Below are 17,341 nucleotides of genomic sequence, written 5' to 3' on the forward strand. Positions count from 1 at the left end.
CGCAAGCGAAGCTCTGAACTGAAGCCCCAGTAAACGGCGGCCGTAACTATAACGGTCCTAAGGTAGCGAAATTCCTTGTCGGGTAAGTTCCGACCCGCACGAAAGGTGTAACGATTTGGGCACTGTCTCAACCAGAGACTCGGTGAAATTATAGTACCTGTGAAGATGCAGGTTACCCGCGACAGGACGGAAAGACCCCGTGGAGCTTTACTGTAGCCTGATATTGAATTTTGGTACAGCTTGTACAGGATAGGCGGGAGCCTTTGAAGCCGGAGCGCTAGCTTCGGTGGAGGCGCTGGTGGGATACCGCCCTGGCTGTATTGAAATTCTAACCTACGGGTCTTATCGACCCGGGAGACAGTGTCAGGTGGGCAGTTTGACTGGGGCGGTCGCCTCCTAAAAAGTAACGGAGGCGCCCAAAGGTTCCCTCAGAATGGTTGGAAATCATTCGTAGAGTGCAAAGGCATAAGGGAGCTTGACTGCGAGACCTACAAGTCGAGCAGGGACGAAAGTCGGGCTTAGTGATCCGGTGGTTCCGCATGGAAGGGCCATCGCTCAACGGATAAAAGCTACCCCGGGGATAACAGGCTTATCTCCCCCAAGAGTCCACATCGACGGGGAGGTTTGGCACCTCGATGTCGGCTCATCGCATCCTGGGGCTGTAGTCGGTCCCAAGGGTTGGGCTGTTCGCCCATTAAAGCGGTACGCGAGCTGGGTTCAGAACGTCGTGAGACAGTTCGGTCCCTATCCGTCGTGGGCGTAGGAAATTTGAGAGGAGCTGTCCTTAGTACGAGAGGACCGGGATGGACGCACCGCTGGTGTACCAGTTGTTCTGCCAAGGGCATAGCTGGGTAGCTATGTGCGGAAGGGATAAGTGCTGAAAGCATCTAAGCATGAAGCCCCCCTCAAGATGAGATTTCCCATAGCGTAAGCTAGTAAGATCCCTGAAAGATGATCAGGTTGATAGGTTCGAGGTGGAAGCATGGTGACATGTGGAGCTGACGAATACTAATAGATCGAGGACTTAACCATATAATATGAAGCAAATGTTATCTAGTTTTGAAGGAATATATTTTTTTGAAATTCCTGTTGACATTCTGAAAAGAATGTGTATAATAATAAAAGTCTGGTAATGATGGCAGAGAGGTCACACCCGTTCCCATACCGAACACGGAAGTTAAGCTCTCTAGCGCCGATGGTAGTTGGGACTTTGTCCCTGTGAGAGTAGGACGTTGCCAGGCTTGCATTATTCCGCAGTAGCTCAGTGGTAGAGCTATCGGCTGTTAACCGATCGGTCGTAGGTTCGAGTCCTACCTGCGGAGCCATATGCTTCCATAGCTCAGCTGGTAGAGCACTTCCATGGTAAGGAAGAGGTCACCGGTTCAAGCCCGGTTGGAAGCTTGCGCGAAGTATCAAAAATTTTTGGCCCGTTGGTCAAGTGGTTAAGACACCGCCCTTTCACGGCGGTAACACGGGTTCGAATCCCGTACGGGTCACCACTTTTGGAGGATTAGCTCAGCTGGGAGAGCACCTGCCTTACAAGCAGGGGGTCGGCGGTTCGATCCCGTCATCCTCCACCATAATTTTTTAATGTCGGAGGGGTAGCGAAGTGGCTAAACGCGGCGGACTGTAAATCCGCTCCTTCGGGTTCGGCAGTTCGAATCTGCCCCCCTCCACCATTTTTAAAAAAATTAACCTTACAAAGGTTTATTTTTTTGGTGAGACAAGCATACTAGTAAATATTAATGGGCTATAGCCAAGCGGTAAGGCAACGGACTTTGACTCCGTCATGCGCTGGTTCGAATCCAGCTAGCCCAGCCATTTACGAGCCATTAGCTCAGTTGGTAGAGCATCTGACTTTTAATCAGAGGGTCGAAGGTTCGAGTCCTTCATGGCTCACCATTTTTGCGGAAGTAGTTCAGTGGTAGAATACAACCTTGCCAAGGTTGGGGTCGCGGGTTCGAATCCCGTCTTCCGCTTTGTTACTTCGGGGCCTTAGCTCAGCTGGGAGAGCGCCTGCCTTGCACGCAGGAGGTCAGCGGTTCGATCCCGCTAGGCTCCATACACATAAAAGAAAAGCTTGAAGTCCAATATAGGATTTCAAGCTTTTTTGTTTATCTCGCTATTTGCGGGCAGTAAGACCCCAACCTCAAGATTGAGGGGGAATCGAAGAAGCTAGATGGGGGATGAAGAACCCCCCCGTATTCGTACTCATATTTGTACAAAGTGTGGAATCGTATTGGATAGAGACTATAACGTGAGCCGGAACATCTTACAAAAAGGATTAGAAGAATTGTTTGCCACAAACTAAAGTCTACAAACTGTAGGGCAAGGTTATGTCCGAACAGTATAATCTACGCCTGTGGAGACTGTGTAAGACGCAGTGGAACACCCCACTATGCAATAGTCTATGAAACAGGAAGCCTCTTCTTCAATCAGAACGGAAGGTGGATAAGGAGGGATTATTCACTGGTTTTTCATATAGTGAAAGGGCGTTGTTTCATGTGAAGATTATCATTGCGTCTGATTCTTATAAAGAAAGTTTAACTGCATTAGAAGTATGTGAAGCAGTAGAGAAAGGATTTCGCTCTATATGCCCTGAAGCAGAGTATGTAAAAATTCCCATTGCAGATGGTGGGGAAGGAACAGTACAAGCTCTTGTTGATGCAACACAGGGAAAAATCGTGAATATTCCTGTTACAGGTCCGTTAGGAGATTTAGTAGAAGGATTTTACGGTCTCTCCTCAGATAAACGGACTGCCTTTATTGAAATGGCCGCTGCCTCTGGTTTACACCATGTTCCACTTGATAAAAGAAACCCACTTCTAACGACAACAAGGGGAACAGGGGAACTCATTTTACATGCGCTAGAACATGGAGTCCATCATATTGTTTTAGGGCTTGGAGGAAGTGCTACAAATGATGGAGGAGTAGGAATGTTATCTGCTTTAGGTGTGCGTTTTTTTGATAGTGACAATCATGTGATAGAGCCGAATGGCGGGAATTTAGATTTTATTACTTCTTTTGATATATCACAGCTCGATTCTCGTTTAAAGAAGGTTAAAATTGAAGCAGCTTGTGACGTTGCGAATCCGTTAACAGGAGGAACAGGGGCATCGTTTGTATTTGGAAGACAAAAAGGTGCCACAGACGAGATGATAGAGAGGTTAGACTGTAATTTGAAGCATTATGCTCAATTAATCAAACAAACTCTTCATATTGATATTGAATTTATTCCAGGAGCAGGTGCTGCAGGCGGACTTGGTGCGGCTATCGTTGCCTTTTTACATGGTACCCTTAGAAAAGGTATTGACATTGTACTTGATTACACGAATTTTAATGCTCATTTGCAAGATGCGAATTTAGTAATTACGGGAGAAGGACGAATTGATGGACAGACAGTGTACGGGAAAGCGCCCATAGGAGTAGCAAAACGTGCTAAAGAGCATAACCTTCCTGTTATTGCAATTGCTGGAGCTGTTCATTCGAATCACACTCCTATTTATGAAGAAGGTATTGATGCTGTATTTAGCATTGTTTCAGGAGTAATGACATTAGAAGAAGCGTATGAAATGGGAAAAGAAAATATTTATATTACAGCACGAAATATTGCAGCTGTATGGAAACTTGGATTACAAAAACATCTCTATTCGTAAGAGATGTTTTTTTTTATGCATATTTTAACGAGAAAATCTAACTTTATCGCTCTTTTATATTGTATTAAATGCATATAAATACAAAAAAATGTTAAGTTGAGTCAGACAATAGAAAAGATTTAAAATATTTAGTGAAAGCATAAAAGGGGGAGATCATCTATGAAGAAAGAAATTTCAATTGTGGGAGTACCAATGGATTTAGGACAAACGCGCCGCGGTGTTGATATGGGAGCGAGTGCAATTCGTTATGCTGGAGTTGTTGAAAGAATTCAAAATATAGGATATAACGTGGAAGATTTAGGGGATATATGTATTGAAAGAGAATTTCAAATAAATGAAAATGAAAAGTTAAAAAATCTTGAACAAGTTGTAAAAGTATGTCACGAACTAGCAGATAAAGTTGATAACATTATTGAGAAAAAAAGTTTCCCGCTTGTATTGGGCGGTGATCATAGCATTGCAATTGGAACACTTGCTGGTGTTGCCAAACATTATAAAAATCTTGGGGTTATTTGGTATGATGCGCATGGGGATTTAAATACAGAAGAAACTTCTCCGTCTGGTAATATTCATGGCATGTCATTAGCTGCAAGCTTAGGACATGGTCATCCATCACTTGTTAATTTATACGGTGAGTATCCGAAAGTGAAAAAAGAAAATGTGGTTATCATTGGTGCTCGTTCTTTAGATGATGGAGAGAAAGAACTTATTCAGAAAGAGGGCATTAAAGTTTTCACTATGCATGAAATTGATCGTATGGGAATGACGGCAGTAATGGAAGAAACAATTGCATACTTATCACATACAGACGGCGTACATTTATCTTTAGATTTAGACGGTCTTGATCCGCATGATGCACCTGGCGTGGGCACGCCGGTTATGGGTGGATTATCATATCGTGAAAGCCACTTGGCAATGGAAATGCTTGCTGAATCAGGTATAATTACATCTGCTGAGTTTGTGGAAGTAAATCCAATTTTAGATGAGAAAAATAAAACTGCAATTGCAGCCGTTGCATTAATGGGATCTTTATTTGGTGAAAAGTTGAAATAATTTTAAAAAGCAGCTGAAAAGCTGTTTTTTTTATTTTAAAATAGAGGTATAGCAACAAATAATGTTAATAACCCCTTTTTAAAGTCTGATATCTAACGATTGTATGTCAGGTTTAGGAAGGAGGTTTGAAATTGTGGTTCATATAATGTATGTTATAATTAACCTAGTTGTTGTAAATTACATATAGATGGAGGAAGGGTCAGAATGCCTTTTGGAGATATGAATGTTCTTTTGAAATATCTCAGCACTATAGTAGATATCGCCCTTGTGTGGTTTGTTATATATAAATTGATTCTTGTAATCCGTGGTACAAAAGCTGTACAACTTTTGAAAGGGATTACAGTAATTATTATTGTTCGCATTTTAAGTTATGTTTTTGAATTGCATACCTTGCAATGGCTTATGGATCAAGCGTTAACTTGGGGATTTTTAGCGATTATTATCATTTTTCAACCAGAGTTAAGACGTGCCCTTGAGCAACTTGGACGGGGAAGTTTATTTTCACGTGGAGGTAACCAAGAGGAAGATGAACAGGAGTCTGTCGTCAATGCTGTTGTAAAGGCAACAGAATATATGGGGAAGCGCCGCATTGGTGCACTTATTACAATGGCTAGAGAGACTGGTATGGGAGACTACATTGAAACAGGAATTCCACTAAATGCAAATATTTCATCAGAGCTATTAATTAATATCTTTATACCGAATACGCCTCTTCATGATGGGGCTGTCATTATGCAAGGAAATAGTATTAAAGCAGCTGGTTGTTACTTACCATTATCAGAAAGCCCGTTTATTTCTAAAGAATTAGGAACGCGTCACCGGGCAGCGATGGGGGTAAGTGAAGTAACAGACAGTTTGACAATTGTTGTGTCAGAAGAAACGGGGCAAATTTCCTTAACAAAAAATGGTGAATTACATCGTGATTTAAAAAGTGAGCAATTAAAGGAAATGCTTATGAAAGAGCTAAGTGGAAATATAAAAGAATCTTCTTCATCTTTATGGAATTGGAGGAGAAAACGCCATGGATAAGTTAATGGATAACCATTGGTTTTTACGGGGAATTTCATTATTGTTGGCAATTATGCTCTACATGTCAACAAACCTAGATAAAAATGTATCAGGTAATTTTAATCCATCGCCATTTCCGGTAGGAGATACAACAGAAACAATATCAGGAGTTCCTGTATCAGCTTACTATGACGAGGATAAGTATATTGTAAGTGGTATTCCGGAAAATGTAACAGTTACTCTTGAAGGACAAAATAATGTTGTAGCTGCAGCTAAAGTGAAACGACAGTATGAGGTGTTTATCAATTTGCGAGGGTATACACCGGGGACATATGAGATTCCTTTAAAATATAGTGGTGTTCCGAGCAATTTGCATTTGAAGGTTCAGCCAGCGAAAATAAAAGTTACAATTCAAAAGAAAGAAGTAAAATCTTTTCCTGTAGAAGTGAAGTATTTAAATGAGAATCAACTACAGGCAGGAACGAGTGTAGACAAACCTACTGTAAAGCCAAGTACGATTGAAGTAGCCGGTACAGAGGAAGAGCTTTCGCGAATTGCACTTGTACGAGCGTATGTTGATTTGAAAGGTGTTAATAAAACAGTCACAAAAGAAGCGAAAATTGTATTGTATGATAAAGATGGGAATCGTTTGGATTTGAAAACAGGTTCTTCTACTGTCAATGTCACTATACCAGTTTCAACACCTGAAAAAACAGTTTCCTTAGGTGTAACAAAAAAGGGGAGCTTACAAGAAGGTGTAACTGTAACCAATATAAAAGTTGAACCAAGCGAAGTGACGATTTATGGTTCAAAAGAAGTACTTGATAATATTACATCCCTTGATGGCGTCGAAGTAGACTTAAGTAAAATTACAGAGTCTACAACCTTCGATGCCTCTGTTTCTTTACCTAAAGGTGTTACAAAAGCAGAACCTAGCCAAGTAAAGATAACGGTTGAAGTACAAAAGCAACAGAGCAAAACAATAGACGGTATTCCTTTACAGGTAAATGGGTTATCGGATTTATTAACAATGAAACTTTTAGACCCGGCAAATGGGAAAATCAGTGTTGATATTTTTGGGGATGCAAGTGCTGTAGCAAAAGTAGATGCATCACAAATTAAAGCATCAATTAATTTAGGAAATATGGATGTAGGAACACCCGATGTTCCAATTCAAATTACGGGTCCTGATAATGTCACATTAGAATTAAAACAAAAAAATGCGAAGGTAGAACTTGCAAAGAAGAAAGAAGAAGCAGGAAAAGAAGTACAAGGTCAACCGGAGCAGAAGCCGGATAAAGCAAATGAGCAAGAAAGAAGGAGCGAATAGTAATGGGAAAATATTTTGGTACTGATGGCGTACGCGGTATTGCGAATAAAGAGTTAACGCCTGAATTAGCATTTAAAATTGGTCGATTTGGTGGCTACGTATTAACAAAGAATACAGAGCGTCCAAAGGTCATTATCGGTCGTGATACACGTGTGTCTGGTCATATGTTAGAAGGTGCTTTAGTGGCTGGATTATTATCAATTGGAGCGGAAGTAATGCGCCTTGGTGTCATTTCTACTCCTGGGGTTGCCTATTTAACGAAAGCGTTAGATGCGCAAGCTGGTGTGATGATTTCTGCATCTCATAACCCTGTACAGGATAATGGAATTAAGTTCTTTGGCCCAGATGGCTTTAAATTAACAGACGAGCAAGAGCAAGAAATCGAAGCATTATTAGATAAGGAAGTAGATGAACTTCCACGTCCTGTGGGGACAGCGTTAGGTCAAGTAAACGACTACTTTGAGGGCGGACAGAAATACTTACAATACATTAAACAAACTGTAGATGAAGATTTTGCGGGCTTACATATCGCATTAGATTGTGCGCACGGTGCGACATCTTCCTTAGCACCGTATTTATTTGCTGATTTAGAAGCGGATATTTCTACAATGGGAACAGCGCCAAATGGTATGAATATTAACGAGGGCGTAGGTTCTACGCACCCTGAAGTATTAGCAGAGTTTGTGAAAGAAAAAGGTGCTGATATCGGTCTAGCATTTGACGGAGACGGTGACCGTTTAATTGCTGTTGACGAAAAAGGAAATATTGTAGATGGCGATCAAATTATGTACATTTGTGCGAAGTATATGAGCGAATCTGGAAAGTTAAAACATAATACGATTGTTTCAACAGTTATGAGTAATTTAGGCTTTTATAAAGCTTTAGAAGCAAATGGTATTACAAGTGATCAGACAGCTGTTGGTGACCGTTATGTAATGGAAGAAATGAAACGTGGTGGTTATAACCTAGGTGGTGAACAGTCCGGTCATATTATTTTCTTGGATTACATTACAACTGGCGATGGAATGTTAAGCGCACTTCAACTTGTAAACATTATGAAAATGACGAAAAAATCATTATCTGAGCTTGCAAGTGAAATGACAAAATTCCCGCAATTACTTGTGAATGTTCGTGTAACAGATAAAAAACAAGCATTAGAAAATGAAAAAATTAAAGAGATCATTCATGTGGTAGAAGAAGAGATGAATGGCGATGGTCGTATTCTTGTTCGTCCTTCTGGTACAGAGCCATTAATTCGTGTCATGGCAGAAGCGCCAACACAGGAGCTTTGTAATCAATATGTAAATCGTATTGTAGAAGTTGTGAAAGCAGAAGTTGGAGCTGAATAACAGCGGAATTTTATAATAAAAAGGGGCACACTTTGTGCTCCTTTTGCATATAATTTTTATCTGCAATGAAAAAATTTCATTGACGCTTTATTCCATTTGTTATAAGATGATTTTGTTCTTTTTCTCAGCAAAATAGATTGAAGTAAGAAGCGCCAGAACTACCTAAGACGTAGTTGACGAGGAGGAGTTTATCGAGATTTCGGCGGATGGCTCCCGGTTGTTCATCACAACCGAAAACTTTTACTTAAAGCATTGAGGTGACTCTATGGACAAAGGTGAAAGTGTGATGAGAGAAGAGGAACGGATTACACTAGCAGTATGAAGTATACGGACTGAAACCAAAAATGAGAGGAAGGTGAAAGCCGTTACAAGCTTACAAAGCTAGCGATATGTAAAATCCGTTTTTTTTATATGAATAATAAGGATCGGACTATGTCGTTACATGTTTATGTGAGAATATAAGTATGTTGTAACGGCGACAAAACATGTGTGGAATCGTAGGATTTATTGGTGAACAAGATGCAAAGGAAATTTTATTAAAAGGTTTAGAGAAGCTAGAATACCGTGGATATGATTCAGCTGGTATTGCAGTACAAGCAACAAATGGTGTTGTTGTATTTAAAGAAAAAGGTCGTATTGCAAAGCTTCGCGAAATCGTGGATGAAAATGTTGCAGCTAACGTGGGAATCGGTCATACACGTTGGGCAACTCATGGTGTACCAAGTCAGGTGAACGCACATCCACATCAAAGTGCTTCAGAGCGCTTTACCCTTGTGCATAATGGTGTAATTGAAAACTATGAGCTATTAAAGAATGAATATCTTCAAGATGTGAACTTCGTAAGTGAAACAGATACAGAAATAATCGTTCAGCTTATAGAAAAGCAAGTGAAAACAGGTTTGACGGTAGAAGAAGCATTCCGTAAAACGTTAACACTATTACATGGTTCATATGCATTGGCATTACTTGATGCAGAAAACCCAGACATGATTTATGTTGCTAAAAACAAAAGCCCGCTATTAGTGGGAACTGGAGATACATTTAATGTTGTTGCAAGTGATGCAATGGCAATGTTACAAGTTACAGATCAATTTATTGAATTAATGGATAAAGAAATGGTTCTTGTAACAAAAGAAAAGATTACAATTCAAAACTTACAAGGTGAAACAATTGATCGTGCACCATTTACAGCAGAATTAGATGCAAGTGATATTGAAAAAGGAACATATCCTCATTTCATGCTAAAAGAAATTGATGAACAGCCACTTGTAATTCGTAACATTATTCAAAAGTACCAAAATGAAGATGGCGAAATCGAACTAGATCAAGAGATTCGTGATGCGATTTTAGAAAGTGATCGTATCTATATCATCGCATGTGGAACGAGTTATCATGCGGGTCTTGTTGGAAAACAATTCATTGAGAGTTTTGCAAAGGTACCAGTAGAAGTACATGTAGCGAGTGAATTTTCTTACAACATGCCATTATTAACAGAAAAACCATTCTTTATCTACATTTCACAAAGTGGTGAAACTGCAGATAGCCGTGCAGTACTTGTACAAACAAATGAAATGGGATATAAGGCATTAACAATTACAAACGTACCAGGCTCTACGCTATCTCGTGAAGCTGATTATACATTACCATTATATGCTGGCCCAGAAATCGCAGTAGCTTCTACAAAAGCATACACAGCACAGCTTGCAGTACTAGCGATTTTAGCAGCTGATATTACAAAAGCAAAAGGCTTAGCAGTTGATTTTGATTTAATCCAAGAACTTGGTCTTGTTGCAAACGCAATGGAAGTACTTTGCGATCAAAAAGATGAAATGGATGCAATTGCAAAAGAATACTTAGCAACAACACGCAACTGTTTCTTCATTGGCCGCGGCGTTGACTTCTATGTTGGTTTAGAAGGCGCATTGAAGCTAAAAGAAATCTCTTACATCCAAGCAGAAGGCTTTGCTGGCGGAGAGTTAAAACACGGTACAATCGCGCTAATTGAAAAAGGTACACCAGTTATCGCACTTGCTACGCAAGAGCACGTAAACTTAGGTATTCGCGGCAATGTAAAAGAAGTAGTAGCACGTGGAGCAAACCCTTGCATCATCGCAATGAAAGGCTTAGAAATGGAAGGCGACCGCTTCATCGTACCAGCTGTGCACGAAGCACTAGCACCGCTTGTAGCAGTTATTCCATTACAGTTAATTGCATACTATGCAGCGCTTCATCGTGAGTGTGACGTTGATAAGCCTCGTAACTTAGCTAAGTCAGTTACTGTTGAGTAAGAGTTTTATAGATTTGGAATAAAGTTTGATTAAAAGTCCTGTATGATATGCAGGACTTTTTTTGTTCCGCAATCGGGCCATATTGTTGCACAATAAGTAAATTGGATTATTCAGGATGATATTATGAAGGGTTACACTTTAACGATAGGTGGGTTAATGAAAGAAGAACAAGAAGATAAGCCACTTGTTCTTCTCTTTTTATTTCTACCTTTTGTTAATGATGAAGTATGAAACAAGTAAAAAAGCTAATCAAACTACAGGCACACATATTTCGCAATAAGGATTGTTAATCATATCACCAGTGTATCTTTCCAAAATGGGCTTGTTATCAATTTGATATCCATTTTAAGGGCTCACTTCAGTAAGGGAGAGATTGCTTACGAGTGCCCTTCATTAATGTTTGTATTTTGAATTCCGATTTTTCCTGCTTTAATCTTGCTTCGGAACAACACAAAATATACAAGAGCTCCCGATGCAAATAGTGTTCCGCCTACAATTGCCACTCCATGAAACATATCAGGGATAGTTAATATCCCCATTTCGAACACAAGCCATATTAAAGCGCCATACGTGACAGGTGCTCTCCATTTCCCTAAATTGAACGTTTCCGCGTCAGGTAAATCTTTTCTACGCAAATAGTAAGCCAGAACTGTTATGAAGTATAAAGCGGTAAGAACAACAGATGTTGATCCGACTAGTAAAGTTAAAGAATCAGAGAATAGGATTGCTATAATATCAAGAACTAATACAAGCAAAATTGCATTTACCGGTACAGATGTTCCTGGGTTTACCTTTTTAAAAGAACGTGAAGCAAAAAATACATTGTCCCGCGCCATTGCATAAATGATACGGGAAGCGGAAGCCATTCCGATTAATCCGCATGCAAAAATGGAAATGATAACAAGAAGCATAAACAAAGTGCCGATGAATTGGCCGAGCTTTGTTTTAATAATAAGTGGAAGCGGATTGGAAGAAGCTGTCACACCGGCTAAATCCGTAATGGAAATTGTAACAGTAAAAAGAAAAGCAAACCCAATGATACCACCAATCAGTAACGCGAAAAATACAGCACGTGGTACATTTTTACTTGCGTCAATTGTTTCTTCCGAAAGGTTCGCCGCGGCTTCAAAGCCGACCATGGTCCACGATCCCATTAGCATAGCAATCACAAAGCTGCCAAGGTACGTGCCGCTTTTTTGCGCGCCGATATTTGTTAGCATATCCCAATTCGGAGTTGTGAATAGCGCAACAACAGCAAGAATAACAAGAATGCCTACCAGACCGATCACCTCGGTATATACTGCAATGTCATTGAGACGAGAAGCCAGTTTTACGCCAAAAATGTTGAGGACAGCCTGTAGCAGTAGGGTTGCGAGTGTAATATACAAAAGGGTTTTTCCCCCGATATTCCAGCCGAATGCATCAGCAATGAGTGGAGACAGGCCGAAATCGACGGCAGGAATGACAATGACAAAAAAGCAAAATCCGAGCCAGCCGGAAAACCACCCTAATCCTTGGTTTGCCAGCCGCGTCACCCATTGGTACGAGTAGCCGCTGAGTGGCATTCTTCCCGCCAATTCTGCAATAACAAGGGCGACAAGCAAGTGACCTGCTAATACGATTGGCCATGTCCAAATACCTGCGGGCCCCGCATTGTTTAAAACAAAACTAAAATTCGTGAAAATGCCCGTTGTGATGGACATAAATGAAAACGCGACTGCAAAAGAGCTAAAAAACTTTAAAGACCTCTTTAATTCTTGCTTGTAGTGATATTGCTGCTCGTTACTCGTTTCCTGTTTGATTTTTGTTTGCATAAAAAGCCTCCTTTCGATTTTCCTGTACGTTGTATACGCTCCTAGCTTGTTTCTCTCCTTTCTTTTTGGACTGAAAATTCAGTCTATTTTAAGCGACTTCATTCACTCTCCTCTATTGCAAGTACCATACCAATTATACAATTCGCGTCATGCTTGAATTTTGTAAGTTCTTCATTGTTTAAAATGTTGTCCCAATATGAAATTTTGAATAGTTTATTCAAAATTTCATATTCCATTAGAATATTTTAAGAACGTATTTTGAACAAACTTTATTTTAAGGTAACATTTGCATAAGGTCGCGATGTTTATAAAAAAGTGATATCGTTTGCCCCTTTTGGATATGGCTTATCTAAAGGGGCTTTTTACATTGAAAAGAATATCTGAATTAAAAGATGAATTAAGGAACTGTTGATTGATGATAGAATTGTTCCGTTAAAGGGCTAGTCTCTGGAATAAGAGATTGTGCAGCGCATTAAAACTTGAAATAATTTGAAAGTAATTCTAATTGAAATTGCAATAGAACGTATGTTCTTGTATAATTGTTTTGTAAAACAAAAGGAGGTATGAAAATGAGTAAAGTTTTAAGGTTTGAATTTCAAGTTCCCAATTCTGAAGAAGCAATTGAATTTTATACAAATAGTTTTGGTTGGAAGTTTGAAAAGATGCCTGGACCACAAGACTAGTGATTTATTATTACGGGTAAGAGCGGTAAACCTGGTATCGATGGTGGATTGATGAAATCCCCTGACGGTGTTCCCAGAACTACTAATTCTATTGAAGTACCTTCAGTTGATAAATACATAAAAAAGTTACTGAAAATGGTGGACAAGTAGTTGTATCTAAAACAGCTATTCCTAATATGGGTTACTTTGCTTATTGTTTAGATAATCAAGGACTTCTTGTTAGAGTATCTGAAGCTAATACTGAAGCATAAAAAGTTAGGTGTTTTTGATCAAACATTATTTGAAATTTACTCTAACAGGGCGGATTTCTAAAACAAACAATTGTAGTGGCTTAACTTTATTTGTTCATTTTCAAGTAATGTTATAAATGGAACCATGAAAAATTATTTAGGCTTTATATTTGATATCATCATTAGGCGATTATATGATATGAATACCAAAGTATAATGGAATGCTTAAAAGAAAAAAATTAATATTAACTAAACGAGAAGAAAGGGAGAGAAGTAAATGATTAATAAAGTCGGTCAAATTATGTTATATGTAAATAACCAAGATGAGGCAGTGCAATTTTGGATAGAAAAAGTAGGGTTTATTGTCGTTTCTGAAGAAGATAACGGCCAAGGGTTTAGGTGGATTGAAGTTTCTCCAACAAAGGAAGCGGGGACGAGTATCGTTCTTCATGATAAAGAATTAATTGCTAAAATGCAGCCTGAATTAAATCTTGGTACACCTTCGATGATGTTTTTTACGGAAGATCTTGATAAGTTATATAAAGACTTTTCGGATAAAAAAATTACAGTCGGAGAAATTGTAAGTATTCCTTCTGGTAGAGTATTTAATTTTGCTGATAATGAAAACAATTATTTTGCAGTCATGGAAAAGAAGTAAATCACAAAATTATAGGAGAAACAAATATGAAAACGAATGTTAGTCGTTTTCATGTTGAGTGACAATAAAGTTATTTAATATAAAATGGAGTCATTTAAAACACACCAAAAGAGATTCCATAATGATATCTCTTTTGGTGTGTTTTTTTGTAAAGGATAATAAGAAAAATTTCAGCTCCAATTAGACTGAACTGCAATTTAATTTATTAAATAAACGGACAGATTATGAAGAGGGGAATGAGGGGAATTGATGGAATCAAGGAAAGTATCTTTGAACTTCGGGAGAGTCAATTGTGTTGATGAAAGTAAGTTAACAATTAAGGATGGAACTTCAAAAAGTGAAGATGTAACATCCCATGCCGAGGTAGGATCATTTGTGAATGATACCATCTGTACAGACGTCGTTACTAAGCTTCGGGCTGCTGGTTGTGTTTTCGCCGAAGATGAGGCACGGTTGCTCATTTCTGCGGCCAGGACGCCGGAGGATCTCGCTGCTATGGTAGACCGACGAGTAGCTGGTTTGCCCCTTGAGCACGTTATCGGCTGGACGGAGTTTTGCGGTCTGCGGATAGCGGTGGATCCGGGCGTTTTCGTACCTCGCCGCCGCACAGAGTTTCTCGTCCGCCAGGCTGCCGCCCTCACACGGCCAGGAGCCGTCGTGGTTGACTTGTGCTGCGGCTCGGGCGCGCTGGGCGCGGCGCTGGCGGCAGCGCAGGAACGGATTGAGTTATACGCCTCTGACATTGACCCAGCCGCGGTACAGTGCGCCTTGCGCAACGTCGCTGCCACCGGTGGTCACGTGTATGAAGGTGACCTTTACGAACCTTTGCCTACTACACTGCGGGGCCGCGTTGATATCCTGGTCGCCAACGTACCTTACGTACCTACTGAGATGATTAGGATACTACCCTCAGAGGCTCGCATACATGAGGCGCGTGTGGCACTCGACGGAGGTGTGGACGGGCTTGATGTCCAGCGACGGGTGGCGGCTGCAGCGCTAGATTGGCTGGCACCTGGCGGCCATTTGCTGGTCGAGACTAGTGAACGGCAGACAAAGCAAACTGTCGAGATCTTCGTTCGTAATGGGCTGATACCGCAAGTGGCCTGTTCTAATGAACTAGATGCCACCGTTGTCATCGGAACTAGGCCTGCCTGTTTATCCCGCTATTTGTGAGCAGTAAGACCCCCCACCTCAAGATTTAGAGAAAAACAAAGAAGATAGGTGGGGGTAGTTCGATGCAAAAAAACGACGGTACTAAATACCTACCAATGTCTTACTTGCATACTAATTGAGCCAGCTGCTTATAGATCTTCACAATTTCTTCAAGCCTCATTCTTACTAATCCACTTGAGGAGGGGGCAACAAAATCGATTGTTCCGGGTATGACTGGCTCAGGCTGTTGTCCCCATGGTGCTACCTTTCGACCGCTATATTCTTGATAAACGCCTTTCCCAACAAAACAGACTACTTCAGGCTTTAACTGTGTAATTTTCTGTTTTAAAATTTCTTTTCCTTCTTTATACTCTTCCTTGGTAATCTCATCTGCTGCCTTAGTTGGTCTTGCTACTATGTTTGTAATACCCATATCCAAATCCAATAATTTATAGTCTTCCGAAGCATCATATTTTCTCGGTGTTAGTCCCGCTTCATGGAGAATTCTCCAAAAACGATTATTAGGATTGGCGAAGTGACGCCCTGTTTCACTTGAACGAATACTTGGATTAAAGCCGACAAACAAAATTTTTAAACCTTTTTTAATATGATCATTAACTGGGTTCAAGATTAAATTGCCTCCTTATTTGGAATACAAACTGATAAAATTTTTTTATTTTACCACAACCTTTTTAGTTTCTTTTTAATGTGTTGGATTAAATTTCCTCCAGAAAGATGTAAGGGGGAAGTTTAAGTGAATTAAAAATGGACAAATTTCATGATACTTCTGGCTGTTAAAAAAGTTATAGGCTGAAAAAGTGTTTTTATCATTCTTGTTCTTAGATATGGATTCAAGTTAGACATATCAGATGTGAATTCTTAAATTTAAACAAAGACATTGAAATATTTTCAAAAAGGCTGAGCGTAAACCAGATTTTTCTTTGATTTATGTCCCAGCCTCTTTTTGCATCTACCCTTGAATATGTATGTGTTTTGCTATTATGGAACTTGTGTGTCGTATTTTCGTTGTAATTCTTTCAATTCCTTCACCAAATTCTCTCCAATCGTAGGAGCAAGTTTGTCGTATATAGGTGATAGTGTCTTTTCCCACTCTTTTCGTTGTTCGTCGTTTAATTCATGAATTTGAATTGATGAGTTTTGTTTAATGAGTTCAAGCTGTTCTTTGTTCATTTGAATGGATTGTTGATTATTCCAAGCAGTTGTTTCTTCCATTGCTTCCATTAATATTTGCTTTGTTTTTTTCGTTTGTTTGTCCCAGGTTTTTTGATCCATCATAACAACATATCCTAAATACCCATGGTTAGTAATTGTCAAATAGTTTTGAACGTTATAGAATTTTTTAGAGTAGATATTTGAAATAGTATTTTCTTCGCCGTCAACTTTTCCTGATTCAATTAATTGATATGTAGAGTTAAATGAATCAGGATATGTGTGAACTTTTAATAAATCAAATTGGGATTTGATTACATCACTTTGCATGATGCGAAAAGATTGTCCCTTTATATCTTCGGGTGTATAAATGGGTCCTTTATTTGAAGTGATTTGTTTAAAGCCGTTGGACCAGTGGGCAAGCCCCTTTATTCCATTTTTTTGTAAGGATTGAAGTAATTGATCCCCAATTTTTCCGTTTAGGCCTTCCTGTAAGGCTTCATAACTTGAAAAAGCAAATGGCAAATCAAGTACGCCCCATTCAGGGGAGAATGCTCCAAGTTTTGATGTAGAGGGGGCAATAATTTGTACTTGCCCAGATTGTAAAGCATGAAATTCTTCTATATCAGAATATAAGCTTCCGTTAGGGAAGACCTCTATTTTTATTTTACCATTTGATTTTTCATCAACGAGTTCAGCAAATTTGTTGGCAGCACGTCCTTTTGGTGTGTTTTCTGCTACAACATGGCTAAATTTAAAGACGATTTGGTCTTTTAGTCCTTCTTGGTCATCATCATATGAGAGTTTATTTTGAAAAAAATAACCTTGATATTTAATAAGTAAAGCGCTTGCAATTAAAGTGATGAAAAGGAGTATAAAAGTAGCTGCTTTTTTCATCTTAGTCCTCCTCTTGAGGTCGTTATTGTAAGCATACCGAGAAGATTTCTATT

Annotated in this window: 12 protein-coding genes, 9 tRNA genes, 2 rRNA genes and 2 pseudogenes (1 of these 25 running past the window's edge); 21 read left to right on the forward strand and 4 right to left on the reverse strand. The window is 39.6% G+C overall.

The genetic code is table 11. The features are described 5' to 3' along the window. The 18 genes from AB1284_RS23475 to glmS form a co-directional block, all read left to right on the forward strand. A 23S ribosomal RNA gene (locus AB1284_RS23475) occupies positions 1–1,032 on the forward strand (it extends 1,890 nt beyond the left edge of the window). Positions 1,033–1,125: 93 nt separating this feature from the next. Beyond that, positions 1,126–1,241 (forward strand): 5S ribosomal RNA (gene rrf, locus AB1284_RS23480). Between the two features lie 9 nt (positions 1,242–1,250). Beyond that, positions 1,251–1,325, forward strand: a tRNA-Asn gene (locus tag AB1284_RS23485). Positions 1,326–1,328: 3 nt separating this feature from the next. Next, a tRNA-Thr gene (locus AB1284_RS23490) sits at positions 1,329–1,401 on the forward strand. A gap of 23 nt (positions 1,402–1,424) precedes the next feature. After that, a tRNA-Glu gene (locus AB1284_RS23495) sits at positions 1,425–1,499 on the forward strand. Between the two features lie 5 nt (positions 1,500–1,504). Further along, a tRNA-Val gene (locus AB1284_RS23500) sits at positions 1,505–1,580 on the forward strand. Positions 1,581–1,595: 15 nt separating this feature from the next. Beyond that, positions 1,596–1,679: transfer RNA gene (locus AB1284_RS23505), tRNA-Tyr, on the forward strand. Between the two features lie 67 nt (positions 1,680–1,746). Next, positions 1,747–1,821: transfer RNA gene (locus AB1284_RS23510), tRNA-Gln, on the forward strand. A 5-nt stretch (positions 1,822–1,826) separates the two neighbouring features. Then, positions 1,827–1,902, forward strand: a tRNA-Lys gene (locus AB1284_RS23515). Positions 1,903–1,907: 5 nt separating this feature from the next. Further along, a tRNA-Gly gene (locus AB1284_RS23520) sits at positions 1,908–1,979 on the forward strand. Positions 1,980–1,989: 10 nt separating this feature from the next. Next, positions 1,990–2,062, forward strand: a tRNA-Ala gene (locus tag AB1284_RS23525). 117 nt (positions 2,063–2,179) lie between these two features. After that, on the forward strand, positions 2,180–2,311 hold the full coding sequence (locus AB1284_RS23530) for a zinc ribbon domain-containing protein (protein ID WP_429752805.1): 132 nt from the start codon (positions 2,180–2,182) through the stop codon (positions 2,309–2,311). 193 nt (positions 2,312–2,504) lie between these two features. Then, a complete protein-coding gene (locus AB1284_RS23535) occupies positions 2,505–3,656 on the forward strand; it encodes a glycerate kinase (RefSeq protein WP_429752804.1) in 1,152 nt (383 codons plus the stop codon). Between the two features lie 159 nt (positions 3,657–3,815). Then, entirely contained in the window at positions 3,816–4,709 is an 894-nt protein-coding gene (gene rocF, locus AB1284_RS23540; protein WP_429752803.1) for an arginase, read from the forward strand. A gap of 204 nt (positions 4,710–4,913) precedes the next feature. Further along, positions 4,914–5,738, forward strand: a complete 825-nt coding sequence (gene cdaA, locus AB1284_RS23545; protein WP_429752802.1) for a diadenylate cyclase CdaA — start codon at positions 4,914–4,916, stop codon at positions 5,736–5,738. After that, positions 5,731–7,047 (forward strand): CdaR family protein, encoded by a 1,317-nt coding sequence (locus AB1284_RS23550; protein WP_429752801.1) that lies wholly within the window; start codon positions 5,731–5,733, stop codon positions 7,045–7,047. The genes cdaA and AB1284_RS23550 overlap by 8 nt, the downstream gene beginning before the upstream one ends. A gap of 2 nt (positions 7,048–7,049) precedes the next feature. Next, positions 7,050–8,396 (forward strand): phosphoglucosamine mutase, encoded by a 1,347-nt coding sequence (gene glmM / locus AB1284_RS23555; protein ID WP_429752800.1) that lies wholly within the window; start codon positions 7,050–7,052, stop codon positions 8,394–8,396. A gap of 485 nt (positions 8,397–8,881) precedes the next feature. After that, positions 8,882–10,684 carry a glutamine--fructose-6-phosphate transaminase (isomerizing) gene (gene glmS / locus AB1284_RS23560; RefSeq protein WP_429752799.1) on the forward strand — a complete coding sequence of 601 codons (1,803 nt, stop codon included), beginning with the start codon at positions 8,882–8,884 and terminating at the stop codon, positions 10,682–10,684. 249 nt (positions 10,685–10,933) lie between these two features. Here the strand turns inward: glmS and AB1284_RS23565 are convergent. Both AB1284_RS23565 and AB1284_RS23570 read right to left on the reverse strand, forming a co-directional pair. Next, positions 10,934–11,029, reverse strand: a pseudogene (locus AB1284_RS23565) (DNA gyrase inhibitor); the annotation flags it as partial. A gap of 32 nt (positions 11,030–11,061) precedes the next feature. Further along, complete coding sequence (locus tag AB1284_RS23570; protein WP_429752798.1) at positions 11,062–12,498, reverse strand: APC family permease; 1,437 nt, start codon at positions 12,496–12,498, stop codon at positions 11,062–11,064. Between the two features lie 569 nt (positions 12,499–13,067). Between AB1284_RS23570 and AB1284_RS23575 the strand changes: the two are divergent. The 3 genes and pseudogenes from AB1284_RS23575 to AB1284_RS23585 all read left to right on the forward strand — a co-directional run bounded on the left by AB1284_RS23575 (position 13,068) and on the right by AB1284_RS23585 (position 15,242). Beyond that, positions 13,068–13,432 (forward strand): annotated as a pseudogene (locus tag AB1284_RS23575) (VOC family protein). A gap of 256 nt (positions 13,433–13,688) precedes the next feature. Beyond that, positions 13,689–14,069, forward strand: coding sequence for a VOC family protein (locus AB1284_RS23580; protein ID WP_429752797.1), 381 nt, complete (start codon positions 13,689–13,691; stop codon positions 14,067–14,069). Positions 14,070–14,444: 375 nt separating this feature from the next. Beyond that, positions 14,445–15,242, forward strand: coding sequence for a putative protein N(5)-glutamine methyltransferase (locus AB1284_RS23585; RefSeq protein ID WP_429754392.1), 798 nt, complete (start codon positions 14,445–14,447; stop codon positions 15,240–15,242). A gap of 100 nt (positions 15,243–15,342) precedes the next feature. On the opposite strand, the gene AB1284_RS23590 is transcribed toward AB1284_RS23585, so the two are convergent. After that, on the reverse strand, positions 15,343–15,849 hold the full coding sequence (locus AB1284_RS23590; RefSeq protein ID WP_429752796.1) for a mismatch-specific DNA-glycosylase: 507 nt from the start codon (positions 15,847–15,849) through the stop codon (positions 15,343–15,345). A gap of 371 nt (positions 15,850–16,220) precedes the next feature. Further along, positions 16,221–17,288 carry a TRAP transporter substrate-binding protein gene (locus tag AB1284_RS23595; protein WP_429752795.1) on the reverse strand — a complete coding sequence of 356 codons (1,068 nt, stop codon included), beginning with the start codon at positions 17,286–17,288 and terminating at the stop codon, positions 16,221–16,223. Between the last annotated feature and the right edge of the window lie 53 nt (positions 17,289–17,341).

It is taken from the genome of Bacillus sp. S2(2024) (genome assembly GCF_050474045.1).
GTDB lineage: Bacteria > Bacillota > Bacilli > Bacillales > Bacillaceae_G > Bacillus_A > Bacillus_A yunxiaonensis.